The 25,374-nt window shown below is 64.7% G+C and carries 25 protein-coding genes and 2 tRNA genes; 15 read left to right on the top strand and 12 right to left on the bottom strand.

The window, feature by feature from the left end; translation table 11 throughout:
* Positions 1–61 precede the first annotated feature (61 nt).
* Positions 62–1,528, top strand: coding sequence for a leucyl aminopeptidase (locus AC6I9R_RS14545; RefSeq protein WP_461426284.1), 1,467 nt, complete (start codon positions 62–64; stop codon positions 1,526–1,528).
* A gap of 29 nt (positions 1,529–1,557) precedes the next feature.
* Positions 1,558–2,022: a DNA polymerase III subunit chi gene (locus AC6I9R_RS14540; RefSeq protein ID WP_461426283.1), complete on the top strand. Its 465-nt coding sequence runs from the start codon at positions 1,558–1,560 to the stop codon at positions 2,020–2,022.
* On the opposite strand, the gene AC6I9R_RS14535 is transcribed toward AC6I9R_RS14540, so the two are convergent.
* The 3 genes from AC6I9R_RS14535 to AC6I9R_RS14525 form a co-directional block, all read right to left on the bottom strand.
* Entirely contained in the window at positions 2,019–2,597 is a 579-nt protein-coding gene (locus AC6I9R_RS14535; protein ID WP_461426282.1) for a retropepsin-like aspartic protease family protein, read from the bottom strand. The two genes, AC6I9R_RS14540 and AC6I9R_RS14535, sit on opposite strands and share 4 nt — an antisense overlap.
* 36 nt (positions 2,598–2,633) lie before the next feature.
* Complete coding sequence (locus tag AC6I9R_RS14530) at positions 2,634–3,251, bottom strand: MarC family protein (RefSeq protein ID WP_461426281.1); 618 nt, start codon at positions 3,249–3,251, stop codon at positions 2,634–2,636.
* A 142-nt stretch (positions 3,252–3,393) separates the two neighbouring features.
* Positions 3,394–5,235 carry an ABC-F family ATP-binding cassette domain-containing protein gene (locus tag AC6I9R_RS14525; protein WP_461426280.1) on the bottom strand — a complete coding sequence of 614 codons (1,842 nt, stop codon included), beginning with the start codon at positions 5,233–5,235 and terminating at the stop codon, positions 3,394–3,396.
* A 153-nt stretch (positions 5,236–5,388) separates the two neighbouring features.
* Here AC6I9R_RS14525 and ndk point away from each other — a divergent pair, with 153 nt between their 5' ends.
* Complete coding sequence (gene ndk, locus AC6I9R_RS14520; RefSeq protein WP_461426279.1) at positions 5,389–5,811, top strand: nucleoside-diphosphate kinase; 423 nt, start codon at positions 5,389–5,391, stop codon at positions 5,809–5,811.
* A gap of 267 nt (positions 5,812–6,078) precedes the next feature.
* Here ndk and AC6I9R_RS14515 read toward each other — a convergent pair whose 3' ends face one another.
* Together AC6I9R_RS14515 and AC6I9R_RS14510 are read right to left on the bottom strand one after the other, a co-directional pair.
* Positions 6,079–6,615 (bottom strand): YcxB family protein, encoded by a 537-nt coding sequence (locus AC6I9R_RS14515; protein WP_461426278.1) that lies wholly within the window; start codon positions 6,613–6,615, stop codon positions 6,079–6,081.
* 199 nt (positions 6,616–6,814) lie between these two features.
* Positions 6,815–7,165: a TfoX/Sxy family protein gene (locus AC6I9R_RS14510; RefSeq protein ID WP_461426277.1), complete on the bottom strand. Its 351-nt coding sequence runs from the start codon at positions 7,163–7,165 to the stop codon at positions 6,815–6,817.
* A gap of 860 nt (positions 7,166–8,025) precedes the next feature.
* Between AC6I9R_RS14510 and AC6I9R_RS14505 the strand changes: the two genes are divergently transcribed.
* From AC6I9R_RS14505 to AC6I9R_RS14485, 5 genes are all read left to right on the top strand, one after another.
* On the top strand, positions 8,026–8,355 hold the full coding sequence (locus AC6I9R_RS14505; RefSeq protein WP_461426276.1) for a hypothetical protein: 330 nt from the start codon (positions 8,026–8,028) through the stop codon (positions 8,353–8,355).
* A gap of 85 nt (positions 8,356–8,440) precedes the next feature.
* Positions 8,441–8,770 (top strand): hypothetical protein, encoded by a 330-nt coding sequence (locus AC6I9R_RS14500; protein ID WP_461426276.1) that lies wholly within the window; start codon positions 8,441–8,443, stop codon positions 8,768–8,770.
* A 117-nt stretch (positions 8,771–8,887) separates the two neighbouring features.
* Positions 8,888–9,925: a pyridoxal-phosphate dependent enzyme gene (locus tag AC6I9R_RS14495; RefSeq protein ID WP_461426275.1), complete on the top strand. Its 1,038-nt coding sequence runs from the start codon at positions 8,888–8,890 to the stop codon at positions 9,923–9,925.
* On the top strand, positions 9,922–11,079 hold the full coding sequence (locus AC6I9R_RS14490) for a M24 family metallopeptidase (RefSeq protein WP_461426274.1): 1,158 nt from the start codon (positions 9,922–9,924) through the stop codon (positions 11,077–11,079). The genes AC6I9R_RS14495 and AC6I9R_RS14490 overlap by 4 nt, the downstream gene beginning before the upstream one ends.
* Positions 11,076–11,822: a maleate cis-trans isomerase family protein gene (locus AC6I9R_RS14485; protein ID WP_461426273.1), complete on the top strand. Its 747-nt coding sequence runs from the start codon at positions 11,076–11,078 to the stop codon at positions 11,820–11,822. The genes AC6I9R_RS14490 and AC6I9R_RS14485 overlap by 4 nt, the downstream gene beginning before the upstream one ends.
* Before the next feature lie 213 nt (positions 11,823–12,035).
* On the opposite strand, the gene AC6I9R_RS14480 is transcribed toward AC6I9R_RS14485, so the two are convergent.
* Both AC6I9R_RS14480 and AC6I9R_RS14475 read right to left on the bottom strand, forming a co-directional pair.
* Positions 12,036–12,110 (bottom strand) — tRNA-Asn (locus tag AC6I9R_RS14480).
* Between the two features lie 58 nt (positions 12,111–12,168).
* Entirely contained in the window at positions 12,169–13,044 is an 876-nt protein-coding gene (locus AC6I9R_RS14475) for an MBL fold metallo-hydrolase (RefSeq protein WP_461426272.1), read from the bottom strand.
* Positions 13,045–13,080: 36 nt separating this feature from the next.
* Between AC6I9R_RS14475 and AC6I9R_RS14470 the strand changes: the two genes are divergently transcribed.
* Positions 13,081–14,382, top strand: coding sequence for an ATP-binding protein (locus tag AC6I9R_RS14470; protein WP_461426625.1), 1,302 nt, complete (start codon positions 13,081–13,083; stop codon positions 14,380–14,382).
* Between the two features lie 63 nt (positions 14,383–14,445).
* Here the strand turns inward: AC6I9R_RS14470 and AC6I9R_RS14465 are convergent.
* A tRNA-Ile gene (locus AC6I9R_RS14465) sits at positions 14,446–14,522 on the bottom strand.
* A 128-nt stretch (positions 14,523–14,650) separates the two neighbouring features.
* On the opposite strand from AC6I9R_RS14465, the gene AC6I9R_RS14460 reads away from it, so the two are divergent.
* Positions 14,651–15,046, top strand: a complete 396-nt coding sequence (locus AC6I9R_RS14460; RefSeq protein WP_461426271.1) for a hypothetical protein — start codon at positions 14,651–14,653, stop codon at positions 15,044–15,046.
* A 51-nt stretch (positions 15,047–15,097) separates the two neighbouring features.
* Here the strand turns inward: AC6I9R_RS14460 and AC6I9R_RS14455 are convergent, their stop codons facing one another.
* On the bottom strand, positions 15,098–16,072 hold the full coding sequence (locus AC6I9R_RS14455; protein WP_461426270.1) for a GT-B fold glycosyltransferase domain-containing protein: 975 nt from the start codon (positions 16,070–16,072) through the stop codon (positions 15,098–15,100).
* Positions 16,073–16,212: 140 nt separating this feature from the next.
* Between AC6I9R_RS14455 and purM the strand changes: the two genes are divergently transcribed.
* The 3 genes from purM (at position 16,213) to rnd (ending at position 19,100) form a co-directional block, all read left to right on the top strand.
* Positions 16,213–17,262 (top strand): phosphoribosylformylglycinamidine cyclo-ligase, encoded by a 1,050-nt coding sequence (gene purM, locus AC6I9R_RS14450; protein ID WP_461426269.1) that lies wholly within the window; start codon positions 16,213–16,215, stop codon positions 17,260–17,262.
* A complete protein-coding gene (gene purN / locus AC6I9R_RS14445) occupies positions 17,259–17,849 on the top strand; it encodes a phosphoribosylglycinamide formyltransferase (protein WP_461426268.1) in 591 nt (196 codons plus the stop codon). Before purM ends, purN begins: the two co-directional genes overlap by 4 nt.
* Positions 17,850–17,939: 90 nt before the next feature.
* Positions 17,940–19,100 carry a ribonuclease D gene (gene rnd / locus AC6I9R_RS14440; RefSeq protein WP_461426267.1) on the top strand — a complete coding sequence of 387 codons (1,161 nt, stop codon included), beginning with the start codon at positions 17,940–17,942 and terminating at the stop codon, positions 19,098–19,100.
* 20 nt (positions 19,101–19,120) lie between these two features.
* On the opposite strand, the gene AC6I9R_RS14435 is transcribed toward rnd, so the two are convergent.
* Positions 19,121–19,567: a hypothetical protein gene (locus AC6I9R_RS14435; protein ID WP_461426266.1), complete on the bottom strand. Its 447-nt coding sequence runs from the start codon at positions 19,565–19,567 to the stop codon at positions 19,121–19,123.
* A gap of 157 nt (positions 19,568–19,724) precedes the next feature.
* Here AC6I9R_RS14435 and AC6I9R_RS14430 point away from each other — a divergent pair, with 157 nt between their 5' ends.
* The gene (locus tag AC6I9R_RS14430) at positions 19,725–20,138 is read left to right on the top strand and encodes a SufE family protein (RefSeq protein WP_461426265.1); all 414 of its coding nucleotides are present in this window, start codon (positions 19,725–19,727) and stop codon (positions 20,136–20,138) included.
* A 158-nt stretch (positions 20,139–20,296) separates the two neighbouring features.
* On the opposite strand, the gene gltA is transcribed toward AC6I9R_RS14430, so the two are convergent.
* Together gltA and gltX are read right to left on the bottom strand one after the other, a co-directional pair.
* Entirely contained in the window at positions 20,297–21,589 is a 1,293-nt protein-coding gene (gene gltA / locus AC6I9R_RS14425; RefSeq protein ID WP_461426264.1) for a citrate synthase, read from the bottom strand.
* A 115-nt stretch (positions 21,590–21,704) separates the two neighbouring features.
* Entirely contained in the window at positions 21,705–23,105 is a 1,401-nt protein-coding gene (gene gltX / locus AC6I9R_RS14420; RefSeq protein WP_461426263.1) for a glutamate--tRNA ligase, read from the bottom strand.
* Between the two features lie 119 nt (positions 23,106–23,224).
* Here gltX and AC6I9R_RS14415 point away from each other — a divergent pair, with 119 nt between their 5' ends.
* Positions 23,225–25,345 carry a ComEC/Rec2 family competence protein gene (locus tag AC6I9R_RS14415; RefSeq protein ID WP_461426262.1) on the top strand — a complete coding sequence of 707 codons (2,121 nt, stop codon included), beginning with the start codon at positions 23,225–23,227 and terminating at the stop codon, positions 25,343–25,345.
* Positions 25,346–25,374: the final 29 nt, after the last annotated feature.

Below are 25,374 nucleotides of genomic sequence, written 5' to 3'. Positions count from 1 at the left end.
GCGGATCAGCGCCCTAATGTCTGGCGCGAATGTCACGCTTTTCCCCCTTTAGGAGCCCTTGATGACCGACCTTATGTCCGTGGATTTTGCTGAAACCGACCTCGATGCGCTCGCCTCCGCTGAGGGCAAGCTGGCGGTGCTCGTCACGCCCGAGGGCAAGCTGGACCCGGCGGGGCGGCGGGTGAACCGGCTGACAAAGCAGGCGGTCGCGCGGCTGGTGGACTCGGACCGGTGGGAAAAAGTGAAGCCGGGCGAAGGCTTTACCATGGGTTTCCCGGTGGGATTGGCGGCGGTTTCGCTGTTGATCGTGAAACTGGACCGACGCCCGACGGTGGTGGACGCACGCAAAGCGGGTGCGAGTTTGGCCAAGTTCAAAGGCAAGGACGCGCTGACGCTCTGCGCGGGCGCGTTCAACCGCACCGCAGAGATCGCCTTGGGCCTGGCCCTGCGCGCCTACGAGTTCGACGCCCACCGCACAGGTGAGAAGGAAGACGCCAAGGGTGCGATGGTCTATTGCGCCAAGCCCGACGAGGTAGAGCCCGAGGCCGCAACGGCCATGGCCGTGGCCGAGGGTGTGTTCTTCACCCGCGATTTGATCAATGAACCCGCTAACGTGCTGACAACGCAGGAATTTGCGGACCGCCTGGAGGCGATGAAAAGCATCGGCCTGGAGGTCGAAGTGCTGGATGAGCCCGCTTTGGCAGAGCTTGGAATGCGCACGCTTCTGTCCGTGGGCGAAGGCTCGGAAAGCCCCTCCAAGGTCGTGGTGATGACGTGGAACGGCGGCGGGGATGAGAAGCCGCTGGCGCTGATCGGCAAGGGCGTCGTCTTCGACACCGGCGGGATCAGCCTGAAACCTGCGGGCGGTATGGAAGACATGACGATGGACATGGGCGGCGCGGGCGTCGTCTCGGGCGTCATGCGGACACTGGCCTTGCGCAAGGCGAAAGCGAACGTGGTGGGTGTTGTCGGCCTGGTCGAGAACATGCCCGATGGCCGCGCGACGCGGCCGGGCGATGTGGTCCGCTCGATGAAGGGGGACACAGTCGAGATCATCAACACCGATGCGGAGGGGCGTTTGGTCCTGTGCGATATCATGTGGTACGCGCAGGAGCGGTTTGAGCCTGTTGGCATGATCGACCTGGCCACGCTCACGGGCGCGATCATCATCGGGTTGGGCCATGAGAACGCGGGCGTGTTTTCGAATTCCGACGCGCTGTCCGGGGCGTTTCTGAAGGCGGCGGGTGCCGAGAATGAGGGGGCGTGGCGGATGCCCCTGGGCAAGGCCTACGACGACATGCTGAAATCGCGGATTGCGGATATGAAGAACGTCGGCGGGCGGGCGGCAGGATCGATCACCGCGGCGCAGTTTCTGCAGCGCTTCGTGAAGGAAGAGACACCGTGGATCCACCTCGACATTGCCGGCGTGGCCAGCGTGAAATCCGAGACGGCGCTCGCGCCCAAGGGTGCGACGGGCTGGGGTGTGATGGCCTTGGATCGGCTGGTGCGGGATGGGTATGAAAGTTAAAGTATCACATGAAGAACGGTGCGTAAGCCGTGGGTGAGGCGTATTTTTATCATCTCACCCAGGCGCCGCTCGAAGTGACCCTACGGGTGCTTCTGGGCAAGTCACTGCAAGCCGGATGGCGGGTTGCGGTTCGGGGCCGGACGGAGGTTACGCTGGAGCGTTTGGACGAGGCACTGTGGTTGGTGCCCGAGGATAGTTTTCTGCCCCATGGCCGCGCGGGGGGCGATCATGACGCGGATCAACCGGTGCTGCTGACGACCGGGGCGGCGGGCAATGATTCGACCTGTCTGGTGTCCGTCGAAGGTGCGGGCGTTGACGCGGCAGAGGTCACGGCGATGGACCGGGTGATGGTGTTGTTTGACGGCCATGACGAGGCCGCGCTGCAAACAGCACGCGAGCAGTGGAAAGCGCTGACGGCGGCAGGTGTGGCGGCGAAATACTGGTCCGAGGCGTCGGGGCGGTGGGAAATGAAGGCCGAAAGCAAGGCGTCCTAACGCTCCAGGATCAGCGTTCCATCGGCAATTTCCAGCCGCGAGAAACGGTTCAGGTAGGACATGCCCAGAAGGCTGCCCTCCATCTCGCCCGCATTCACGATGGCGCGCACGTTCTCGTCCATGATCCCGCTGAGCGAGAGGGTTTCGATCCGGGTGGGCGCGGTGTTCACGCGGCCATTGGCGGTGTTCGCGCGGCCCGAAAAGATCAGATCCTCGGTCGCGATCCCGGCGCGGCTCGCGTCGGATTGGCTCAGCACGATCGCGCTGGCCCCGGTGTCCACGACGAAGCGGATCGGGACGCCGTTGACGTCCAACGTCAGGTAAAAATGCCCGTCAGAGGCGCGCGGCACCTCGATGGCGCCGGTTTGCATGACCGATTGTTGCGGCGCAATGGAGCGGGAGATGTCGTTCCAAAGGCCGACCGCGACCAGCAGGCCCAGAAAGACAAACCCCCAGACCGCCAGATATTTGCCCATCTGACCCAGGTTGCGCCGCTGGCCCCAAAAGAAATAGCCCGCCACCGCGCAAAGAAGCACGACGAGGTAGATCAGGCGGGGGATATCTTGGCTGTCCATGCGCTAGATATAGGGACACCACGCGGAAATGAAATGTCAGATGACCTGCAGATCGCGCAGACCGTCGATCACGAATTGCACCGACAGGGCGGCCAGAAGCATGCCCAGAAGGCGGGTGACAACGTTGATGCCCGTGGGACCGAGGAGCCGTTCCAGCGGGGCGGCAAGCAGGAACAGGACAAACACGAAAGCGATGACGACGGCCATGACGGCGTGGATCGCGATCAGGTTGACGGTGCTGTCGTCCTGGCCTGTCAGCAGGATCATCGTGGCGATGGAGCCCGGGCCCGCGATCAGCGGAATGGCGAGGGGGAAGACGGACGGGTCTTCGCCTTCAGGCTCCGCGTCCGCGGTGCCCTGGCGGCGCTGGCTGCGCCGCTCGAACAACATGTCGAGCGCTGTCAGGAACAGGAGGATGCCGCCGGCCATGCGGAAGGCGGCCATGGAGATGCCGAGAAAGCCCAGAACGGCCTCGCCCGCCAGGCCGAAGAGGGTCAGCAGGCCCGCCGCCACCAGGCAGGACCGGATCGCGATGGAGCGGCGCTGGCGCGCGGTCATGCCCTGGGTCATCGCAACGAACAGCGGCGCCAGGCCGATGGGGTCGATGATGACGAAGAGCGTCACGAAGGCGGGGATGTAGAGGGTCAGGTCCATGGATTGTTCGGTCTTTGGGCTTTGGTTGTTGGGTTGGGGTGCGGGCGGGCCCGCCCACCCCCCCCCTTTGGGGGCTCCGCCCCCTAAATGACTTTTGCAAAGCAAAAGATCACCACCCCCGGGATATTTGGAGAACGGGGAATTAGGTGGGTTTGGCGGCGTCGAGTTTGGCCTGGGCTTTTTCCCAAAGATCCTCGGCTCGGGCGAGGCCGTCCATCACTTCGGCGTATTTCATTTGCCAGGTTGTCAGCTCTCCGACACGGGCCTCGTCATAGAGGGCGGGATCGGCGAGTTTCTTGGCCAGTTTCTCGCGCATGTCTTCGATCTTCTCGACGCGGGCTTCGGCTTTCTTGACCTCGGACCGCAGCTCTTTGATCTGGTCGTGGGAGAGTTGCTTGGGTTTTGGTTTGGCGGGTTTGGGGGCTTTCGGCTCACTGCCCAGGAGGCTTTGGCGGTAGGTTTCCAGATCCGCATTGTAGGGCGCGACATGGCCATCGTTGACCAGCCACAGGCGGTCCGCCACGAGGCTCAGCAGGTGCATGTCGTGGGACACCAGGATCACGGCGCCTGTGTAGGCGGTGAGCGCTTCGACCAGCGCTTCGCGGGACTCGATGTCGAGGTGGTTGGTCGGCTCGTCGAGGATCAGGAGGTGCGGGGCTTCCAGGGTGGCGAGCAGCAGGGACAGGCGCGCCTTCTGGCCGCCGGAGAGCTTGGCGACCAGCGTTTCGGCCTGATCGGCGCCGAGGCCGAAGCCCGCAAGGCGCGCGCGCAGTTTCGGGGGCGCATCGGTGGGGCGTTCGCGGCGCAGGTGATCGAGCGGGGTCTCATCGAGGTGCAACTCATCGACCTGGTGCTGCGCAAAGTAGCCGATGCGCAGTTTAGAGGATGAGACGACCTTGCCTTCCATGGTGACCAGTTTGCCTGCCAATAGTTTGGAGAGGGTGGATTTGCCCTGTCCGTTGCGGCCCAGAAGGGCGATCCGGTCGTCTTGATCAAGGCGCAGGTTCAGGCGTTTGAGAACCGGCGTGTCGGAATAGCCGACGGCGGCGTTGTCCATCGCCACGATGGGGGGGCTCAGTTCCTCAGGCTCGGGGAAGGTAAAGACGGTGCGGGCCGCATCCTCAGGCGCGCGGATGGTTTCCATGCGCTCCAGCATCTTCACGCGGCTCTGCGCTTGCTTGGCCTTGGAGGCTTTCGCTTTGAATCGGTCCACGAAGGATTGCAGGTGGGCGCGTTGCAGGTCTTGCTTCTTGGCGGCGGCGGCCTGGACCGCGCGGCGCTCGGCCCGGGTCTTGGCGAAGGTGTCGTAGCCGCCGGTGTAATAGGTGAGCGTTTTGTCGGCGAGGTGCAGGATATGGCCCACGGCGCGGTTCAGAAGCCCCCGGTCGTGGGAGATGATCAGGACCGTGTGGGGGTATTTGGCCAGATACGCCTCCAGCCACAGCGCGCCTTCGAGGTCGAGATAGTTCGTGGGCTCATCAAGCAGCAGGATATCAGGCTGCGAGAACAGCACACCGGCCAGGGCCACGCGCATCCGCCAGCCACCGGAGTAGGCGGAGCAGGGGCGTTGCTGGTCCGCATGGCTGAAGCCCAGGCCGCGCAGGATTTGGGCCGCGCGCGCCTCAGCGCCCCAGGCGTCGATATCAGCGAGCCGCGCCTGAACCTCGGCGATGCGGGTGGGGTCTTCGCTGGTGTCGGCCAGAAGTTCCGCGCGCTCGGTATCGGCCTCCAGCACGGTGTCGATCAGCGAGGTCTCGGACGAGGGGACTTCCTGGGCCACGCCGCCGATCTTGGTGCCGGGGGGGAGGGTGATTTCGCCCGTGTCCAGGCCCAACTCGCCCCGGATGATCCGAAAGAGCGTGGTCTTGCCCGTCCCGTTCCGCCCCACGATGCCGACCTTGTGGCCCGCAGGAATGGTGACAGAGGCGCCCTCCAGCAGAGAGCGGCCCGCGACAGAATATCCGATATCAGACATGCGCAACATGGGGCGCGGCCTAGCAGAGGTCCGGGGCCGCCGCCAGAGCCTGTCTTGGGGGGCGCGCGTTATCCCTTCCGGCTGCGCGGGGCCTTTCCAATCCCGCCCGCCCATGCTAGCTGCCGCGCGAAATCTTAACCCACGTTCAACCGGAGCAGCCCCATGGCCATCCAGCGCACCTTTTCGATCATCAAACCCGACGCCACCAAGCGCAACCTGACCGGCCAGATCGCCGCCAAGTTCGAGGAGGCCGGTCTGCGCATCGTCGCCTCCAAGCGCATCCAGTTGACGCTCGCCCAGGCGCAGGCGTTCTACGGCGTCCACGCTGAGCGGCCGTTCTTCGGCGAGCTGTGTGAGTTCATGATCTCTGAGCCGATTGTCGTGCAAGTGCTGGAAGGCGAAGACGCCATCGCGAAGAACCGCGAAGTCATGGGGGCCACGAACCCCGCCGACGCCGCGCCGGGCACGATCCGCAAGGAATTCGCGCTGTCGATTGGTGAGAACTCGGTCCACGGCTCTGACGCGCCTGAAACGGCAGCAGAAGAGATCGCCTTCTTCTTCTCCGGTCTTGAGCTGGTCGGCTAAACCTTAACGCCGTTAAGACATTGGGCCGTGCGGGTGACCGCATGGTCCTCTTCGTAGGGCGACGTGGTTTGCTGGCGTTGGGCCGCACAAGGCCAGCAGCCGCGCGTCTTTTGCGAGCTGCATTGCGTTCCATTCCGCCGCCAACGGACGATTTCAAGACAGAGGGACGCGGCGCCCAAAGCGTCTCAGATTAAATCTGCGTTAGCAGATCAAATCGAAACGCCCATGATGATTGGATGTTGCGGCGTTCCGAGACAAACAGATGCCTCAGGTTTGTTTTGAGACGCTCTTGGTCTGTGCAATCCAGTCTTTGATTTGCGCGGCCACGGTCTCCATTTCGGAGGGGTTCTCAAATGCGGCGGCTTCGATCGGGTAATATTCGTAGTCACTGTGCAAGAGAAGCAAACCCTGCTCGGTCACCACAACGTCCAGAATATGGCTCCAAAGGTAAAGCGCCTTAACTCCGGGGTGCTCGACAGCACAACCCTTCGGGCTGAGCGTGATTTGCGTCACACCTGAGCGTACGGGCGCCTGCATCATTGCGGTGCGCGCTTTCTGGTTTGTGGACCAGATCAGCCACCCAACCCCACTGATCAAAACGGTAAGGGCCAACAGCCTGCCGGTGCCTCCGTCGAAAAAAGCGTTGAGGCCCCCCGCCAAAGCCCCCACGGCCAAAGCCATCGGCAAGCTGCCGACACTCCCGGTCCAAAACCCGCTTTGTGCAGAGCGACGTTGTTTCAGCGCGCGACATGCCTTTGCAATGTCAACGTTCTTGAACCTCGTCTGAAATACAAATTCACACACCCGCCGCACTCCAAATGCCAATCGAGGTCCAGGGAGGCCATAAAATGCGTCGCTCCGTCGGATTGCAACAGTGGTCTCCGGCAATCGTCAGAGAAATCAATTGTCGATACGTTTCTCCAAGTCCGGTTCGGGCGGCTCGTGAAAACTATGCGCGCGATCAATTGGCATTTTTTTCTAGATGCTTGGCGGTCGCCGTCCTTTACCGCCGCAACCCAGTGCCAATCGCGTTCAGGAACCGCTCCAACTCCGGGTCATTGCCCTTGTCGGCTTCTTCCGCCTTTAGCGCATCGAACTGCGCGCGCAACGCCTCTTTCTCGGCGCCCTTGCAATCGTTCCAAGGGCGGCCCTGCAGGGCCATGTGCAGAACATAGTACATAATGAAGTGGGGGGCGGTGCCGGTGCGCAGGATGGCGCGGTAGGCCGCGTGGGCGCCAAGGGCGCGCAACTCACCGGCCGTGTGGATCCCGGCGCTGGCCAGAACCTCGGCCTGGGCGGGGCCGATATTGCGGATCACCGTCACGGGGGCGGTGGCATCGTCGTCATCTGTCATCGCGAACCTCAGCTGGAGGTCGCCACTTTAACAGGTCTTCAAGGATCTGAAACGCAGCTTGCGCCTAGATGCTGGCCCAATCCGAAAAACGAACCGGTGTCGGCAATTCCTTGGCGGGGGCTTGGCCTTTGGCGGGCTTTGGCTTGTGCGTTGGCATCGTACTGCTCCGTTTTTTTGCACGTTATCGCAAAAACGCTGCGCCAGAATTCAGGCGATTCCCGGGACGAGATTGTGGCGAGAATGGGGCAGAGGGCGGGGCAGAGGGCGAGCAGGGGCACAGCGGGGAGGGGAAAAGGAAAGCTGGCAATCCGGATCGGTGGAAGAGAGACGAGGAAGCGGATCGCCAGCTTTTAAGGTGTCGCGCGGACCGGGAACAAAGGGAGGAGACGTCCCGGCGCGATGCGACTGATCTATGTGTGGCGGATGCACGCGCGCGCGGGAAGGCCAGAGTGCTGCACTGCAGCGCGGAAACTCGCGCTGCCGCGAAATTAGGCGCTCTGGCGGGGCGATGTTCCGGGAACGGGCATCTTGCGGGCCAGGCGAGTCGGCGTGGCGGGGCCAGTTGGGCGAAATGTTGCAATTTCTGCCGCCGTGCTCACGGGGGCGAGATGGAGGCTCACGGGGGCGTGGGGTTGGTGCAGGGGCTTGGGGTTTGTGTGCGCATTCGCACCATCCTCCGCCCATTCTCGCGTTTACGTGTGTGGAATGACGGCTTCTCTCAGCGCATATTCATCTCATCGGAACGGAGCAAGACGCAGCGTTCCACACCAACAACCCCCCGGACACGGACGTGTCCAACAAACCAATCCCCGGGCCGCGAGATACGCCGCCCAACCAAGACAGTGAAAAGGACTAACACCATGAAAAAGATTGCAATCATCGCCGCCCTCGCCGCTTCCATCGCCGCACCGGCCGTCGCTCAATCCACCTCCTCGGCTTTCGCCATCGCGCACTTCAACCAGTCGGTTGAGCGGTCCTCTGACATCCGCACCCCCAGCAGCGCGAACACCTCGGTCGTGTCCACCCAAGGCGGCTCGGCCCTCGCAAATGCCTTCGCCGTGTTCAACGGCAGCCAGGACAGCGCGGGTGATCTGCGCGGCCAGAACAACACCACGGTCGTTTCCGGCACCCCCGCCTACGCCCAGGACATCTTCGCCCGCCTCCGCGCTGAATCCGCCGAAGACGAGTAAGTCCTGGCGATTTGACCCTTCCCCATCCCCAAGGGCACCCCGAATGCGGGGGCCCGTCCCCCCCCCATTCCAAAGGACTAACCCCATGAAAAAGATCGCAATCATCGCCGCCCTCGCCGCTTCCATCGCCGCACCGGCCGTCGCTCAATCGACCTCCTCTGCCTTCGCCATCGCGCATTTCAACCAGTCGGTTGAGCGTTCCTCGGACATCCGCACTCCCAGCAGCGCGAACACCTCGGTCGTGTCCACCCAGGGCGGTTCGGCGCTAGCCAACGCTTTCGCCGTGTTCAACGGCAGCCAGGACAGCGCGGGTGACCTGCGCGGCCAGAACAACACCACGGTCGTCTCCGGCACGCCCGCTTACGCCCAGGACATCTTCGCTCGCCTTCGCGCTGAATCGGCTGAGGACGAGTAAACCGTCGCAAAAAGCATCTCCCCCCAAGGTCAAGGGCGCCCAATTCGGGCGCCCTTTTCCTATGGAACGTCGCATGAAAAGGCTTGGCGCGGCGCTAGCCCGTGTTACCCATGGCCGATGCGACACCTAACACCGACCCCCGCCCAAGTTGATGCCGTTCTAACTGGTCTTTCGGACATTCCCTGGCCCTCCGTCAACGCGCAGACGCCGAGCGCGTTGCTCAAGCGCTGCCCCGTCGCCGGGCAGACGCCGTTGGTGGCGGCAGAGGCGCTGGCCGCAGACCTCGGCATCGGCGCGCTGCACCTGAAAGATGAGCGCGCGCGCATGGGGTTGGGCAGCTTCAAGGCCCTCGGAGCGGCCTATGTCATTGCTTGCGACGCAGAGGCCGGGACCGCGAAGGGCCGTGCCTATTACACCGCCAGCGCGGGCAACCACGGGTTGTCGGTGGCCGCAGGCGCGCAGGCCTTTGGGGCGCGCGCCGTGATCTATCTGGCCGCCACGGTGCCGCCTGCTTTTGCCGCCCGTCTGGAAGACATGGGCGCAGAAGTGCGCTGGCGCGGCGATGTTTATGAGGCCAGCATGGCAGCGGCCCAGGCGGACGCGGCGGCCGAGGGCGCGGTGCTGCTGTCGGATAGCTCATGGCCCGGCTACACGGACCGTCCCTGGCGGTTGATGGAAGGCTATCTGGTTTTGATGCAAGAGGCGGTGGCACAGATGCCCGCGCCGCCAACCCACATCTTTCTGCAGGCGGGCGTGGGCGGTTTGGCGGCCTCTGCCGCGGCCTATGCGCGCGAAGTTTGGGGCGCGGGGCCCCGGATCGTGGTGGTCGAACCGGATGCGGCGCCCGCGCTGATCGCCTCGGTTGCTGCGGGACGCGCTGTGGTGACCGAGGGCCCCGCAAGCGCGATGGGGCGGCTCGATTGCAAGGAGCCGTCGTTGATCGCTCTGAAGGGACTGGCGCGTGATGCCTCTGATTTCATGGTGATTTCTGAGGAAGAGGGCTTTGAGGGCGCGCGCCTTGCCGAAAGCTTGGGCCTGCCTTCGACGCCTTCGGGCGCGGCGGGCCTCGCGGGTGTGTCAGCGGCCGTGAACGGCGTTTTCGGGTTGGATGAGACCTCGCGTGTCATGGTGATCCTCAGCGAGGGGCCGGAATGACGCCGCCGCGCGGGTTCCCTGATACGGAGTTTCGCGCGCGGGTCGCGAGGGCCCAGGGGCTGATGGCGAATGTAGGGCTTGGCGCCCTCCTGCTGACGACCGAGCCCGAGGTGCGATACTACACCGGGTTCCTGACCCGGTTCTGGGAAAGCCCCACGCGACCTTGGTTTGTGGTGCTCCCGGCGGCGGGCGATCCGATTGCGGTGATCCCCTCCATCGGCGCGCATCTGATGGGGCAGACGTGGATCGACGACATTCGGACCTGGCAAGCGCCGGACTACGATGACGACGGGATTGGCCTTTTGGCCGAGACCCTGCGGGAAGTGACACCGAGTGACGCGAAGATCGGCGTCGCCGATCAGATGGAAAGCCCTCTCCGGATGCCGCTGGCGGATTTTGAGCGGTTGCGCCACGCCATTGGCGCGCGACAGATCACCGGAGATGCCGCGATCACCCGGCGCTTGCGGTTGCTGAAATCCTCTGCCGAGGTCGCCAAGATCACCCAGGCCGCTCAGATCGCCGACCGGGCCTTTGACCGGGTGGCGGAGATTGCGCGCGCAGGCGTGCCGCTGTCCCAGGTTTTCCGCGATTTTCAAAGGCTGTGCCTAGAGGAAGGCGCGGACTGGGTGCCGTACCTCGCAGGCGCGGCAGAGAATGGGGGCTACGGCGATGTGATCTCTCCGGCGACAGACGCGCCCTTGGCGCCGGGCGACGTGCTGATGTTGGACACGGGACTGGTCTGGGATGGCTATTTCTGCGATTTCGACCGCAATTTCAGCCTCGGGCCGCCCTCTCAGTCCGTGGCACAGGCACACGCGCGGCTGATCGAGGCGACGCAAGCCGCGTTCCACGCCGCCATACCCGGCGCGAAGATCTGCGATCTGTTCCATGCGATGAATGACGTCGTGAACCCCGGCGGCACGGGCTCAGACGCGGGGCGCCTGGGGCACGGGCTGGGGATGCAGTTGACGGAATGGCCCTCGATCATCGCAGCCGACACGACGCTGCTGGAACCCGGCATGGTCCTGACCCTGGAGCCCGGCGTGACGTTGCCCGGTGGCAAGATCATGGTCCATGAGGAGAATATCGTGGTGGAGCACGGCGGCGCACGGTTCCTGTCGGCACCGCAGGCGCAGGAGATCCGGGTGATATGACCAGCCTTCCCTACACACTGGCCGAGACGCGCCCGCCGCAACTGGGCATGATCGTCCTGCAATCGGACGAGACATTGGAACACGACCTGCGTCGTCTTTTGCCCGAAGAGGCGGAGCTTCTGGTGACGCGCATCCCCTCTGCGGTGACCGTCTCCGCCGACAGTCTGGGCGCCATGGCGCGGGATCTGACGGTGGCGGCAAGCCTGCTGCCCAGGGGCGCTGACCTGTCGGTGGTGGGTTTTGGCTGCACCTCCGGCACGGCCCAGATCGGCGCGGCGCGGATCGCCGAATTGACCCGCGAGGGCGTCGCGACCAAGGCCGTGACAGACCCGGTCTCGGCCCTGGTCGCGGCCTGTCAACACCTGGGCGTGTCCCGCCTGGCGCTGGTCAGCCCCTATGTCGAAGAGGTGTCGACCCGGTTGATGGACGTCCTGGCAGAGGCTGGCATAACGATCACGGCCTTCGCCAGTTTCAACGAGGCGGAAGAGGAAAAGGTCGTACGCATCGCCCCCCAGTCGATCATCGACGCGGCACGAACGACGGCGGCCAAGGCCCCCTGCGACGCGATTTTCCTGTCCTGCACCAACCTGCGCACCCTAGATGTCATCGCTCCGGTTGAGGCCGAACTGGGCCTTCCGGTCCTGTCGAGCAACCTGGTTCTGGCCTGGCACATGACGCGATTGGCGGGGCTGACGCCCCCTCGGATCTCCGCCGCCCTTTGCGGAGATAAGGCAGGAGCATAGCGCCGGTTGTTTCGCGCGACCCGCGAAGATCGGGCTTGCGCAGGGAGGCTGCAACCCGCCTTGCCGTAACGCCCCGCTTCACAATCGGGAATCGCAAGGAGCGAACGGGCCAACAAAGTGAAAGCTGGACACGTCTTCAGGAAGGCAAGCCTTGCCAGACACGAGCCGAAACCATCTGCGCACCGCGTAGACTGTTGATCTAATGAGGAAAACTGGCTCCGGCGGTAGGGATCGAACCTACGACAAATTGATTAACAGTCAACTGCTCTACCGCTGAGCTACGCCGGAACTAGGCGCGATATAGCAAGGGTCTTTTGGGGCGTCCAGTGGGGGAATCCGGAAAACTTCAATCAGCCTCGAAAAGCGTGTCGGCCTGGAGGGGGCCTTTGGGGGCGATGCGGGCGCGGGTGGTCAGGTCGATGAGGTGGGCCAGCACGTTGCGCGCGGCGGCGGGCAGGAGGGCAGGGGCCACGTCGGTGTAGATATGGCGCGCCAGGGTATCGGCGGTGGCCGGGCCGATGGTCTTTAAGGCCTCAAGGATCTGCGCCTCGCGGGTGCGGCGGTGGGCGATGAGCTCGGCGCAGCGGGCCTGTGGATCTGCCACCGGGTCTCCGTGGCCGGGGTAGTAGAGGCGGTCGCTGCGGGTCTGCAGCTTGTCCAATGACGCGAAAAATGCCGTCATGTCGCCGTCGGGCGGCGAGACCAGTGATGTCGACCAACCCATCACCAGATCGCCTGAGAACAAGGCGTCGCGCCACACAAAGCTGAGGTGGTTGGCCATGTGGCCGGGGGTCTCCAGCACTTCGATCCCGTCGATGATGTCCCCCTCGGCGATCTGCTCGTCAGGCGCGAAGTCCGTATCAACGCCTTCGCCGCCTCCGACCGCCCCGCCCAAACCTGTCATCACCGCACTGCGCCCCCAATCCGAGGGGCCTGCGGCATAGACCTTGGCCCCCGTGGCCTCAGCCAGCGGGCGGGCGAGGGGGGAATGGTCCAGATGTGAATGGGTGATGAGGATCTTGGTGATCCGCTCGCCCGGGTGCAGCGCCGCCAGGATCGCGTCCATATGCGGCGGGCTCAACGGGCCGGGGTCGATCACAACGACATCACCTTCGCCCAGGATATAGGTCTGGGTGCCAGTGAAGGTCATCGGCGAGGGGTTCGGCGCGGTCACCCGGCGCAACCCGGGCTCCAGTGTTTCGCCCGGTTTTTGACTTTGCATGACCGGCTCCGTCCCGCTTAGATACATCCCATGAACCTGTCGGCCTGGATCAAGCGCTTCCTGCCCCGTGGCCTGTACGGGCGTGCGGCGCTGATCCTGATCGTGCCTGTGGTCACGATCCAGCTTGTCGTCAGTTCCGTTTTTCTGCAACGCCATTTCGAGGATGTGACTCAGCAGATGACCAGCGCGCTAGGTCTGGATTTCAACCTTGTGCTGGACACGCTGGACGCGGCGGGCCCTGACGCGGCCGAGGCGCTTGCGAGTGCGTTAGAGATCGAGGTCTCGACCCCGCGTGTGGCTGTCGGTGATGAGTGGTACTTCTACGACCTGTCCGGCGTTGTGGTGATCGAAGTGCTGCGGGAGCGGGTGCCGGGTATCGTCGCCATCGACCTGCGCACCGATGAACGGCAGGTCTACGTGGTCGTGGCGCGAGAGACGGGCGCGCCAGTGGCGCTCAGCACGCAGCGGCGACGCGCCTCGGCGGCGGCGCCGCACCAGTTGCTGGTGATTATGGTGGCCACCGGCATCCTGATGACGCTGGTGGCCTATCTGTTCCTGCGCAACCAACTGCGCCCGATCCGGCGGCTGGCCAATGCGGCGGAGGAATTCGGCAAGGGGCGGCGGGCGGAGTATCGCCCCTCGGGTGCGACGGAAGTCCGCTCGGCGGGACGCGCGTTTCTGGATATGCGGGGCCGGATCGAGGGCTATCTGGAACAGCGCACGCTGATGCTGTCGGGTGTCAGCCACGACCTGCGCACGCCGCTCACGCGGATGCGGCTGGCGCTGGGGATGATGGAGGAGGGGCCGGACCGCGACGCGCTGACCCAGGACGTCGAAGAGATGGAGGCGCTGGTCGCCACCTTCCTCGATTTCGTGCGCGGCGATGCGCTCGATGACCCGGAGCCCGTCGATCCCCTGGCGCTGGTGACCCGCGTGGTCGAGAACGCCCGGCGCAGTGGCGGAGACATCACCCTGCACCTGCCCGAGGCGGTCGAGCCGGTGATGATGCGCCCCATGGCCGTGCAACGCGCAGTGACGAACCTGGTGTCGAACGCCCTGCGCTACGGCGGGACCACGGCGGTATCGGTCACGGTGCAGGACCGGACGTTGCGGATCACGGTCGAAGATGCGGGCCCCGGCATCCCCGCGGACAGGCGCGAGGACGCCCTGCGTCCGTTCATCCGCCTCGATACCGCGCGCAACCAGAACCAGGGATCTGGCGTCGGTCTGGGCCTGGCGATCACCCAGGACATCATCCGCCGCCACGGCGGATCGCTCAACTTGAGCGACAGCGTCACCCTCGGCGGTCTGCGCGTGGATCTGACGTTGCCTCGGTGAGGTCGTGGTGCTTTGGGTAAGGAGATGTCGCGCAAGTGCCTGACAACACCGCAACAGGAAAAATGGTAGGCCCGGCAGGACTTGAACCCGCAACCAAAGCGTTATGAGCGCTCTGCTCTAACCAATTGAGCTACAGGCCCCCAATGGTCGTCGTGGGCGCAGGGTTAGCAGAGCGCTTTGCCACTTTGAAGGGGGCCATTCGCGTTGCGGCCTTCCCCCGCTTGCCCTATCGCTACCCCAGCCGCTCATTGCGTCCGGAGGCCCGCCGATGCCCAACCTTGGAAAACTCGCCCTGCGCTACCTGCTTTGGCTGATCGGCCTGCGCATCCTCTACACCTTGGCGGTGCAGGGGCTGGGGTTGCCGAACCTTCCTGCGGTCGGCGTAATCCTTGCGGCCGTGCCCGCACTGGACGTCGCGCGGCAGGCGCAGGCGACGGCCACAGCGCCTTTGGCCTTGCCGTCCTGGGCCACGATCTGGGGCTTGTGCGTCGCGCTTTTTGCGGCGGTGCAGATCATCGTTCCTGCCATCGTCCTTGCGCCAATGCGCGCGGCGCTGGCCACGCCAGAGTTTCTGCAGACCACCGTTACGGTCCTGCTGGCGACGGCCGCCATGATCGCCGTGTTTTTGTGGATTGGCTCGCGGATCGGCGCGCCACGCGGCTAGGGGAAAACGCGGCTGACAAAAGCCGTCGTGCGCGCTTCAGTGAGGAGCGGCTCAGGCCGCCTCCGCCATAGCGCGCAAATGGTGCTTCATGTTCTTGCGCCGGGCGTGAAGCATGAAGACATCGAGGAACGTCTCCGGCGCCTCCGCGTCGACGACATCGGCCAGGGTCTCAAGCGTCCGACGACCATGCACGTTGTGTTTCCAGAGCGCGCCCAGGCGGTGATAATGGGCAACGCTTTGAGTCTGCCCCTCGCCGTTTCCATAGGCCTGAACGTTGAAATTCATATGCTGTGCCAAGGTCTTAACCGGTTGGCCGCGCAGATAGCCGAGGATCGGCAGCGTGTATTGGTCGATGTTGGAACGCCGGTAATCGCGCGTCACCTCACGCTCGAACCGAAGTGCGGCGTCAAGCCAATCGCGACCGACCTCTGTCGGGCAGCCGTCGCTGCTGCGTTCGCGGAAGACCACGACGCCCGCGTTGAAATAGGGCAAGGAGACCAGCCGCCGCCCGCCGGTCAGCTGCACGCGATCCTCGGGCAGATCCATGTCGAAAGCGCCGTAATACGCCGCCCAATCCGCGTCCGTTCCAGCGGCAGAGCCATAGTCCGACACGCAGGCCGCGATCAGCGCGTCGCCCAACGCGCCGGCAAAATCCACGGGTTCCGTCAGCACCACATCGGTGTCCAGAAACACCGACACCTCGCAGTCGCGCGGCGTGGCGGCGGCGAGGATCTTGTTGCCGTGGGGGTAGGGGGAGGTCCAGGGCGCATGGCCCATTCGGGTGCCGGGGATCGTGCGGACCTCCACGTCCGAGGCGGCGAGCACGTCCAGCGTGAAGTCGTTCATTTGATCGATGTAATCTTCGCGCACATAGGCCACGGCGCGCTGATGGTCCATCAGATGGCGCTTCAACGTGGGGGCCAGCAGGCAGGCCTGCGCCTCAAGCCGGTCGCCGTCGACAATGAAAAAGACCTCGGTTGCGGGGACCTGCGCCATGATGGTTGCCTCATCTTTGTTGTTGGCCACGGTGCTAGGCAGCAAATTTGACGAAAATTTGGCGCGATTTGAGGATTTTTGGGCCACCCCCACCTGCTGTGGCGGATCTGCATGGACGACGCGCGGGCGGGCTGCTAACTGGGCGGCGTCTGCCAAGGGGGCCTGTTGACATGAGTGATACCAAGCCAGACGCGCTGAGCTATGCGGCAGCGGGCGTCGATATCGATGCCGGCAATGCGCTGGTCGACCGGATCAAACCCGCCGCGAAGGCGACGAACCGGCCCGGTGTCATGGCGGGCCTGGGCGGGTTTGGCGCGCTGTTTGACCTGAAAGCTGCGGGCTACACGGACCCGGTTCTGGTGGCCGCCACCGACGGCGTTGGCACCAAGCTGAAGATCGCGATTGATACCGGCGTCTTCGACACGATTGGCATCGATCTGGTGGCCATGTGTGTGAACGACCTGGTCTGTCAGGGCGCTGAGCCCCTGTTTTTCCTCGACTATTTCGCCACTGGCAAGCTCGATGTCGATGACGCGGCGCGCATTGTCGAGGGCATCGCGGCAGGGTGCAAAGCCTCCGGCTGTGCTCTGATCGGCGGGGAGACCGCCGAGATGCCCGGCATGTATGCGCCCGGCGATTTCGACCTTGCGGGCTTTTCCGTTGGCGCGATGGAACGTGGCGCGACCCTGCCCGATGGCGTGGTTGAGGGCGATGTCCTGCTTGGCCTGTCCTCGGACGGCGTGCATTCCAACGGCTACTCGCTGGTGCGCCGGGTGGTCGAACGCTCGGGTCTGGCCTGGGACGCGCCCGCGCCCTTCGCGCAGTCCAGCCTGGGCGAGGCGCTTTTGGCCCCCACGCGCCTTTACGTGCAGCCCGCGCTCGCCGCGATCCGCGCGGGCGGCGTCCATGCCCTGGCCCATATCACCGGCGGCGGCTTGACCGAAAACATCCCGAGGGTCCTGCCAGAAGGGCTCGGCGTCGATATTGACCTGGGCAGTTGGCCCCTGCCGCCCGTTTTCGGCTGGTTGGCGCAGGAAGGCGGCCTGTCCGAGGCTGAGATGCTCAAGACCTTCAACGCAGGTCTCGGCATGGTGCTGGTGGTCTCGGCGGACGCCGCCGAGGGCCTGGCCGCGACGCTGACCGAGGCCGGAGAATCCGTGCACAGGATCGGCATCGTCACGGGCAGCGAGGGCGTGCGCTATACAGGCAAGCTTTTGTGAGCCAACGGGTCGCGATCCTGATCTCGGGCGGCGGCTCCAACATGGTGGCGCTGGCGCGCGATATGGTCGGCGATCACCCGGCGCGGCCCTGCCTCGTGGTGTCGAATGTGCCGGGTGCTGGTGGCTTGGCAAAGGCAGAAAGCCTCGACATCCCAACGCTTTGCGTGAACCACCGCGCGTTTGACAGCCGCTTGGGTTTTGAGGCAGCGCTGCAGGAGCAACTGTCCCAATACGCCCCAGACTTCATTTGCCTCGCCGGTTTCATGCGCATCCTCAGCCCGGATTTCGTCGCGCAGTGGGAGGGGCGGATGCTCAACATTCACCCCTCCCTGCTGCCGCTCTACAAAGGCCTCAACACCCATGCCCGCGCGATTGAGGCAGGCGACGCAGAGGCCGGCTGCACCGTCCACGAGGTCACGGCGGCGCTGGATGACGGCCCGATCCTGGGCCAGGCCCGGGTTCCGATCAAAGCGGGCGACACGCCAGAGGACTTGGCCGCGCGCATCTTGCCCCTAGAGCACGCGCTTTACCCGGCCGTTTTGCGCCGCTTCGCCCGCGGCGACCGCACGCCCGTCACCCTGCCGTGACGTCGCCAATTCGACGGACCGTCTTTCCTTCCGCGCGCGGGTCCTCTACACCGACCCGCATCCTATTTTCTTGACGAAGAAACGCTCTCTGTGCCGCATACAATCACCACGACCCAGGCCCTGGCCGACTATTGTGCCCGCGCCGCCACCCAGCCCTATGTTACTGTCGACACAGAGTTTTTGCGCGAACGCACCTACTTTGCGCAGCTTTGTCTGGTGCAGGTGGCGCTGCCGGGCACCGACGACAGCGACGCGGTTTTGATCGATCCGCTGGCCCAGGGCCTGTCGTTGGAACCGCTCTACGAGCTGTTCCGCAACCCCGATGTGGTCAAGGTTTTCCACGCCGCGCGCCAGGATCTGGAGATTTTCTTTGTCGAAGGTGGCCTTGTGCCCGCGCCCCTGTTCGACACGCAGGTCGCGGCGATGGTTTGCGGCTTTGGCGATCAGGTCGGGTACGAGACGCTGGTGCGCAAGATCGCCAAGGCCAGCTTGGACAAATCCTCGCGCTTCACCGATTGGTCGCGCAGGCCCCTGTCGGACGCGCAGAAGACCTATGCGCTCGCCGATGTCACCCACCTTCGGCAGATCTATGAGTACCTGAGCGCAGAGCTTGCCAGCACCGGGCGTACCCATTGGCTGGAAGAAGAACTGGCGCAGCTGACCAACGCCGACAACTACGTTGTCGATCCCGAAAACGCCTGGAAGCGTCTGAAATTGCGGTCAAACTCCGGGCGCGTGGTGGCGATCGCGCAAGAGCTTGCCGCCTTCCGCGAGACGTACGCGCAAGAAAAGAACATCCCGCGCAACCGAGTGCTGAAGGACGACGCGCTGCTGGAACTGGCAGGCACGAAGCCCAAGACCGTGGCCGATCTTGGCAAGTCGCGGCTGCTTCTGCGCGACGCGCGCAAGGGCGCGATTGCCGAAGGGTTGGTGGCAGCGGTGGCACGCGGCATGGCGGTGCCGAATAGCGAGATGCCAAAGGTCGCGGTGGGCCGCGACCGGTCGAACCTGAACCCGGCCTTGGCCGATTTGCTTCGGGTGCTGCTGAAAGCCAAGGCGGAAGAGGCCGGGGTGGCGACAAAACTGATCGCCTCCTCCAGTGATCTGGACGATATCGCCTCGGGCTACACCGACGGCGTCTGGGCGGCGGGATGGCGCAAAGAGGTGTTCGGCGAGGACGCGCAGCGGCTTTTGAACGGCGAGATTGCGCTGTCGGCCAAGGGCTCCCGCGTCAAGATCGTCGAGGCCTAAAGCCGCCTGATTTCAGGGGCTTAGCGTCGACCGACCGAGCGGCGGTTGTTTTGCGCGATCATTGCGATCGTGCGGATGCCCGCAAGCTCTCCGACGCTCAACTCGGTCGCGACCGAGATCCGTTGCAGACCCGCAGTGGCCGCAGTCAATGGCGGCGAGACCCGGAATTCGTAGGCCAAAAGCGTCTCGGTCTCTTCCACCAGCACCAGCTCCGCATCGAAATAGCCCTGGGACGGCGTGACGCCCGTGGCACGGACAATCGCGCCGGTGGTTGTCTGCTCCACCGAAAGCTGTGTGATTTCAGCGGCCAGAAGGCGCCCGTCCAGGTCCGGTGCACTCTCGACGGCTTCGGGGTCGATGGAAATGCGCTGCTCTCGGTCGCCGCCGAACCAGTTGAACGGATTGATCCGGCTTTCACAGGCCGCAAGCGACAGGATGGCAGTAACAAGAAGAGCGGCGCGCAACATGGGAAGATCCCTCAGACATTAGCTTGGTTCATTGCGTAAACGATCCCGCGCGGGTTGGAAACCCGGCCTGTGGCCCCGCGCGGTGCGCCAGCCCTTTACGGCGTGGTGCGAACGGCCTACCTGAGGGGTCACACCCCTTGCCGCCCGGAGACGTCAGATGGCCAGCGAAGCCTTTGAAGAAATCGCAGAAACCTTTGAATTTCTGGATGATTGGGAAGACCGCTACCGCCATGTGATCGAACTTGGCAAAGCGATGGAGCCGATGGACGAAGCGGTCAAAGTGCCCGCCACGAAGGTCGATGGTTGCGCGTCACAGGTGTGGATTTTGCCCCGGATCGAAGGTGCGCGCTTTGATTTCCAAGGCGACAGCGACGCCATCATCGTGCGCGGTCTGGTGGCCGTGTTGCGCGCGCTTTACGGGGGGATTTCCCTGCAAGAAGTTCTGGCCGTCGACGCGCCCGCAGAACTGGCGCGCCTGGGACTGGACGAGCATCTGTCCTCGCAACGCTCCAACGGGGTGCGGGCGATGGTCGAGCGGATCCGGGAACTGGCGGCAGAACACGGCGCCTAAGCGTCCGGTGTCCGAGCTCCATGTCGGGCCCGTGGGAGTGAGTTGTATTTGGCAAGATGAAGGGGGGAGCGTCGCGCGTGAAATGGCGTAACGGGTCTCTGAGGCCTTTGAAGGCCGCCCCCCGGTAAGAGAGCGGCCCTGTGTTATGCCAGCACGTGTTACCGGTCTTCGATGCCGACGTAGTCGCGGGTGGTCTCACCCATGTAAAGCTGCCGCGGGCGGCCGATGCGCAGGGCCGGGTCGGCCAGTTGTTCTTTCCATTGGGAAATCCAACCCACGGTGCGCGACAGCGCGAAGATCGGGGTGAACATCGCGGTCGGGAAGCCCATCGCTTCCAGAATGATGCCGGAGTAGAAGTCGACGTTGGGGAAAAGCTTCTTTTCCGAGAAGTAGGGATCGGCCAGCGCCTGTTTCTCCAACTCCATAGCGACCTGCAGCAGCGGGTTGTCTTCGACGCCCAGAAGCTCCAGCACCTCGTCGGCGGATTTTTTCATCACCGTCGCGCGGGGGTCGAAGTTCTTGTAGACCCGGTGGCCGAAGCCCATCAGGCGGTAGTCGTCGTTCTTGTCCTTGGCGCGGGCGATGAACTCAGGAATGCGGTCGACGGTGCCGATTTCCTTGAGCATCTCCAGACACGCCTGGTTGGCGCCGCCGTGGGCGGGGCCCCAGAGGCAGGCGATCCCGGCGGCGATGCAAGCAAAGGGGTTGGCACCGGAGGAGGATGCGAGGCGCACCGTGGATGTCGACGCGTTCTGCTCATGATCGGCGTGCAGCGTGAAGATCCGGTCCATGGCGCGTTCCAGGATTGGGTCGACGACGTATTCTTCCGCCGGAACCGCAAAGCACATGCGCAGGAAGTTGCCCGCATACGACAGGTCGTTGCGCGGGTACACGAAGGGCTGGCCGATGGAGTATTTGTAAGCCCAGGCCGCAATCGTCGGCATCTTGGCGATCAGGCGGTGGGAGGCAACCTCGCGCTGGTGCGGATCGTTCACATCGGTGCTGTCGTGGTAGAACGCCGACATCGCGCCGACGACGCCGACCATCGTGGCCATGGGATGGGCGTCCCGGCGGAAACCGCGGAAGAAGTTCGCCATCTGCTCATGGATCATCGTGTGGCGGGTGATCGTGTACTCAAACTTTTCCAACTCGGCGGCGGTGGGCAGGTAGCCGTAAAGCAGCAGGAAGCAGACTTCGAGATAATGGGAATGCTCGGCCAGTTGGTCGATCGGGTAGCCCCGGTGCAGAAGCTCTCCCTTGTTGCCGTCGATGTAGGTGATTTTGCTGTCGCAGGCCGAGGTCGAGGTGAAGCCTGGATCGTGGGTGAAGACCCCCGCCTGGCCATAGAGTTTACCGATATCGATCACGTCGGGGCCGGCAGTGGGCGAGTAGATGGGCAGGTCAAAGGTTTGGCCATCAATGGTCAATGTGGCTGTGCGGTTCTCGGCCATGGTCGTCCCTTCGGTAGGCGCGCGGCGGAATGCCGGCGGGAAATGGGGCCCCTGGGGAAGCGGTCGCTTCCGACAATCGGGCAGGGAGAGGGGCTCTCCCGAGGTGCTGCCCCCATCAGTGGGTGAGGGAGGCGGCCTCGTTCAGGCGGGCAAGGCTTTCGTCCTGGCCCAAAACGAGCATCATATCGAACACACTCGGAGAGACGGTCCGCCCAGAGAGGGCCGCGCGAAGCGGTCCGGCAAGCTTGCCGAATTTCAACCCATGGGAGTCCGCGGCAGTGTTCAGGACACCCTCCAGCGTATCTCGGGTCCAGCTAGCATTCTGCAACTGCGCAGTCAATTCTTTCAGTATACCACGGGATACCGGATCGAGCGCGGTCAGCGCCTTCTCGTCATAGTCGAACGGACGATTCTCTAGGATAAACCGCGCCTTATCCAGGATATCGGGCAGGGATTTCGCCCGATCCTTGAGGCAATACATCGCACGGGTCAGCCCGTCATGCTGCACCTGCGAAAGGGTCGGTTGCCCGGTGAGGCTCAGGAATTCCGCGATCTGGGACACCAGATCGGCATCTTCCATGCGCGCGATATGCCAGCCCGTGACGTTGGCCAGCTTCTTCATATCCAGCCGCGAGGGCGATTTGCCGATGCCGCTCAGGTCAAACCATGCGCGGGCCTCGGCGTCCGTGAACAGCTCATCATCGCCATGGGACCAGCCAAGCCGGGTGAGGTAGTTGCGCATCGCCGCCGCCGGGATGCCCATTTCGGCGTATTCCATCACGCCTGTGGCCCCGTGGCGCTTGGACAGCTTCTTGCCGTCATCGCCGTGGATCAAGGGGATATGGGCCCAGACCGGCTCGGGCCAGCCCATGGCGGCGTAGATCTGGATCTGGCGCGCTGCGTTGTTGAGGTGATCGTCCCCCCGGATCACGTGCGTCACGCCCATGTCGTGGTCGTCCACCACGACCGCATGCATGTAGGTCGGCGTCCCGTCCGAGCGGAGCAGGATCATATCATCAAGCGTCGCGTTCTGGATCGTGACATCCCCCTGCACCTGATCGCGGATCACCGTGGTGCCTTCGCGCGGCGCCTTCAGGCGGATCACGTAAGGCGCATCGGGATGCTCGGTCGCGTCCCGCCAGGGGCTGAGGAATAGCGTGCTGTCGCCCGCCGCGCGCGCCTTCTCGCGGAAGGCCGCAATCTCCTCCTGGGTCGAGAAGCACTTGTAGGCATGGCCCGCCGCCAGCATCTCCTCCGCCACCTCCCGGTGACGATCCGCGCGGGCGAACTGGCTGATCGCTTCGCCATCGTAATCCAGCCCCAGCCAGGCCATCCCGTCCAGGATCGCCTGGGTCGCCGCCGGGGTCGAGCGTTCGCGGTCCGTATCTTCGATCCGAAGCACGAACTTGCCGCCGTGCTTGCGCGCAAACAGCCAGTTGAACAGCCCCGTGCGCGCCGTGCCGATGTGCATGGTGCCGGTGGGCGAGGGGGCGATGCGAGTGACGACGTTTGACATTTGCGATCCTTCTGCGGCCCGGGTCCTGAGGGCGCGTTAACCTTTTGGAAACCATGATCTGGCACGGTTGAGGCGTAGCTATCTCGGGTGACTGATCCGGGCAAGAGAAGGCCGATGATTTGATCCTACGCGCGGTGAACGCCGTCCAGCAGGGCCAGCGGGGCGCGTTGATGCCCTGGTCCGCCGTGGCGATGGGCTGCGGCGTGGCATTGTATTTCAACCTGTCGTCCGAGCCGGGCGCGCTGACCTACGGCGCAACCCTGGCCCTTGCTTTGGCCGCCGCCCTCTTGGGCTGGTGGCGGCGTGAGGTGTTGGGCCCCCTGGGCCTCGCGCTCGTGATGGTGGCACTGGGGTTCTGCGCGGCGGGCCTGCGCGCCCATTCGGTGGCGGGCCCGGTCATCGATTTTCGCTACTACGGCGCGATTGAGGGGCGGGTCGTGGGGATCGACCGGTCCTCGTCGGATGCCGTCCGGCTGACGCTCGATCAGGTACGCCTGGATGATGTCCGCAACACCCCCCGCCGCGTCCGCGTCGCACTCCACGGTGATCAGGACTTCATGGAGCCGCAACCGGGCGCGATTATCTTCACCACGGGCCACCTCTCACCGCCCGGCGGCGCGGCAGAGCCCGGCGGCTTCGATTTCCAGCGCCACGCCTGGTTCCAGTCCATCGGCGGCGTCGGCTACACGCGCGCGCCGGTTCTGCTGCTGGAGCCGCCCGAGCCGGGGGTGGCGCCGCTGTTCACCCTGCGCATGGGTCTCTCGGCCGCCATCCAACGCCAGATCCCGGGCCAGCCGGGCGCCTTTGCCGCCGCCGTGCTGACCGGGGATCGCAGCGGCCTGTCCCAGGCCTCCATCCAGGACATGCGCGACAGCAACATCGCGCATTTGCTGGCGATCTCGGGTCTTCACATGGGGCTTCTTACGGGCTTCGTCTATGCCGCCCTGCGCACGCTTCTGGCCCTGATCCCCGCCATCGCCCTGCGCTACCCCATCCGCAAATGGGCGGCCGTGGCCGCGCTTGTCTCGGGCGCGTTTTACCTCGCGATGTCGGGCGGCAACGTCGCCACCGAACGCGCCTTCATCCAGATCGCCGTCATGTTCACCGCCGTCCTCCTGGACCGGCGTGCCATCACCCTGCGCTCGGTCGCCATTGCGGCGATGATCGTGCTGTTGCACCGGCCCGAGACGTTGATGTCGCCGGGCTTTCAGATGTCCTTTGCCGCCACCACGGCCCTGGTCGCGGCTTTCACTGGGCTGCAAGGTGCGAAATTCATGCGCAAATGGCCCACCTGGGTGAAAGGCGTCTGGTCGCTGGTCGTCTCTTCCGTCATCGCGGGCGGCGCGACGGCGCCCTTCGCGGCGGCGCATTTCAACCGGTTGGCGGTCTACGGTCTGGCCGCGAACCTGATGACGGTGCCCGCGATGGGGTCCGTGGTGATCCCCTTCGCCGTTCTGGCGCTTCTGCTGGCGCCCATGGGCATGTCATGGGCGGCGTTCTGGATCATGGAGATGGCGCTGGAATGGATCCTTGGCGTGGCGGCCTACGTGGCAGAACTGCCCGGCGCCGTGCGCATGGTAGCCAGCCCGCCCGCCGTGGTCCTACCGCTCATGGCCGTCGGCGGCATCGCGCTCTGCGTTTGGAAGGGCCACGGGCGCTGGCTGGCCCTCGCACCGATGGCCCTGGGCCTGGTGCTCTGGCAAGGGGCCACCCGCCCGGCGCTGCTGATATCCGAGCCCGGCGGTCTGGTCGGCCAACTGACCGACGAGGGCCGCGCGCTCAGCCGTCCGCGCGGCGATGGCTTCGTCGCGGGCATCTGGCTGGAGAATGATGGCGACCCCGTCGCCCAGGCCGATGCCGCCACCCGGGGCGCCTGGCAGGATGCCGAGCCGGGCCGCACGATCCCGGTCGGCACCCTATCGCTCTGGCACGGCACGGGCCGCGCCGCCTCCCGCGCGGTGGAAGAGGCCTGCGCCACCCATGACATCGTCGTCACAAATCTCGCGCCCGAAGACCCAAGCCCAACCCTGCGCCGGGCCGAGCAAGACACGACCGCGCGCCTCACATCGCCCCCGCCCTCCACCGGCGCCGCCCGCGCGGCCCCGGCCACGCCCTGCCTCCTGCTCACCCCCCGTGTCCTGCGCAGAACCGGCGCCATCGCGATCTCAAACGCCAATGGCACGCCCCAGTTCGACACCGCCCGCGCCCACCAGGGCCAACGCCTGTGGTCCCGGGACTAGCCTCCCTTTCATCTTGCCAGGAAAACTCC

This window comes from Gymnodinialimonas sp. (genome assembly GCF_059726805.1).
The sequence above is the reverse complement of the archived record's forward strand: the minus strand, read 5'-3'. Positions and strand labels throughout refer to the sequence as shown.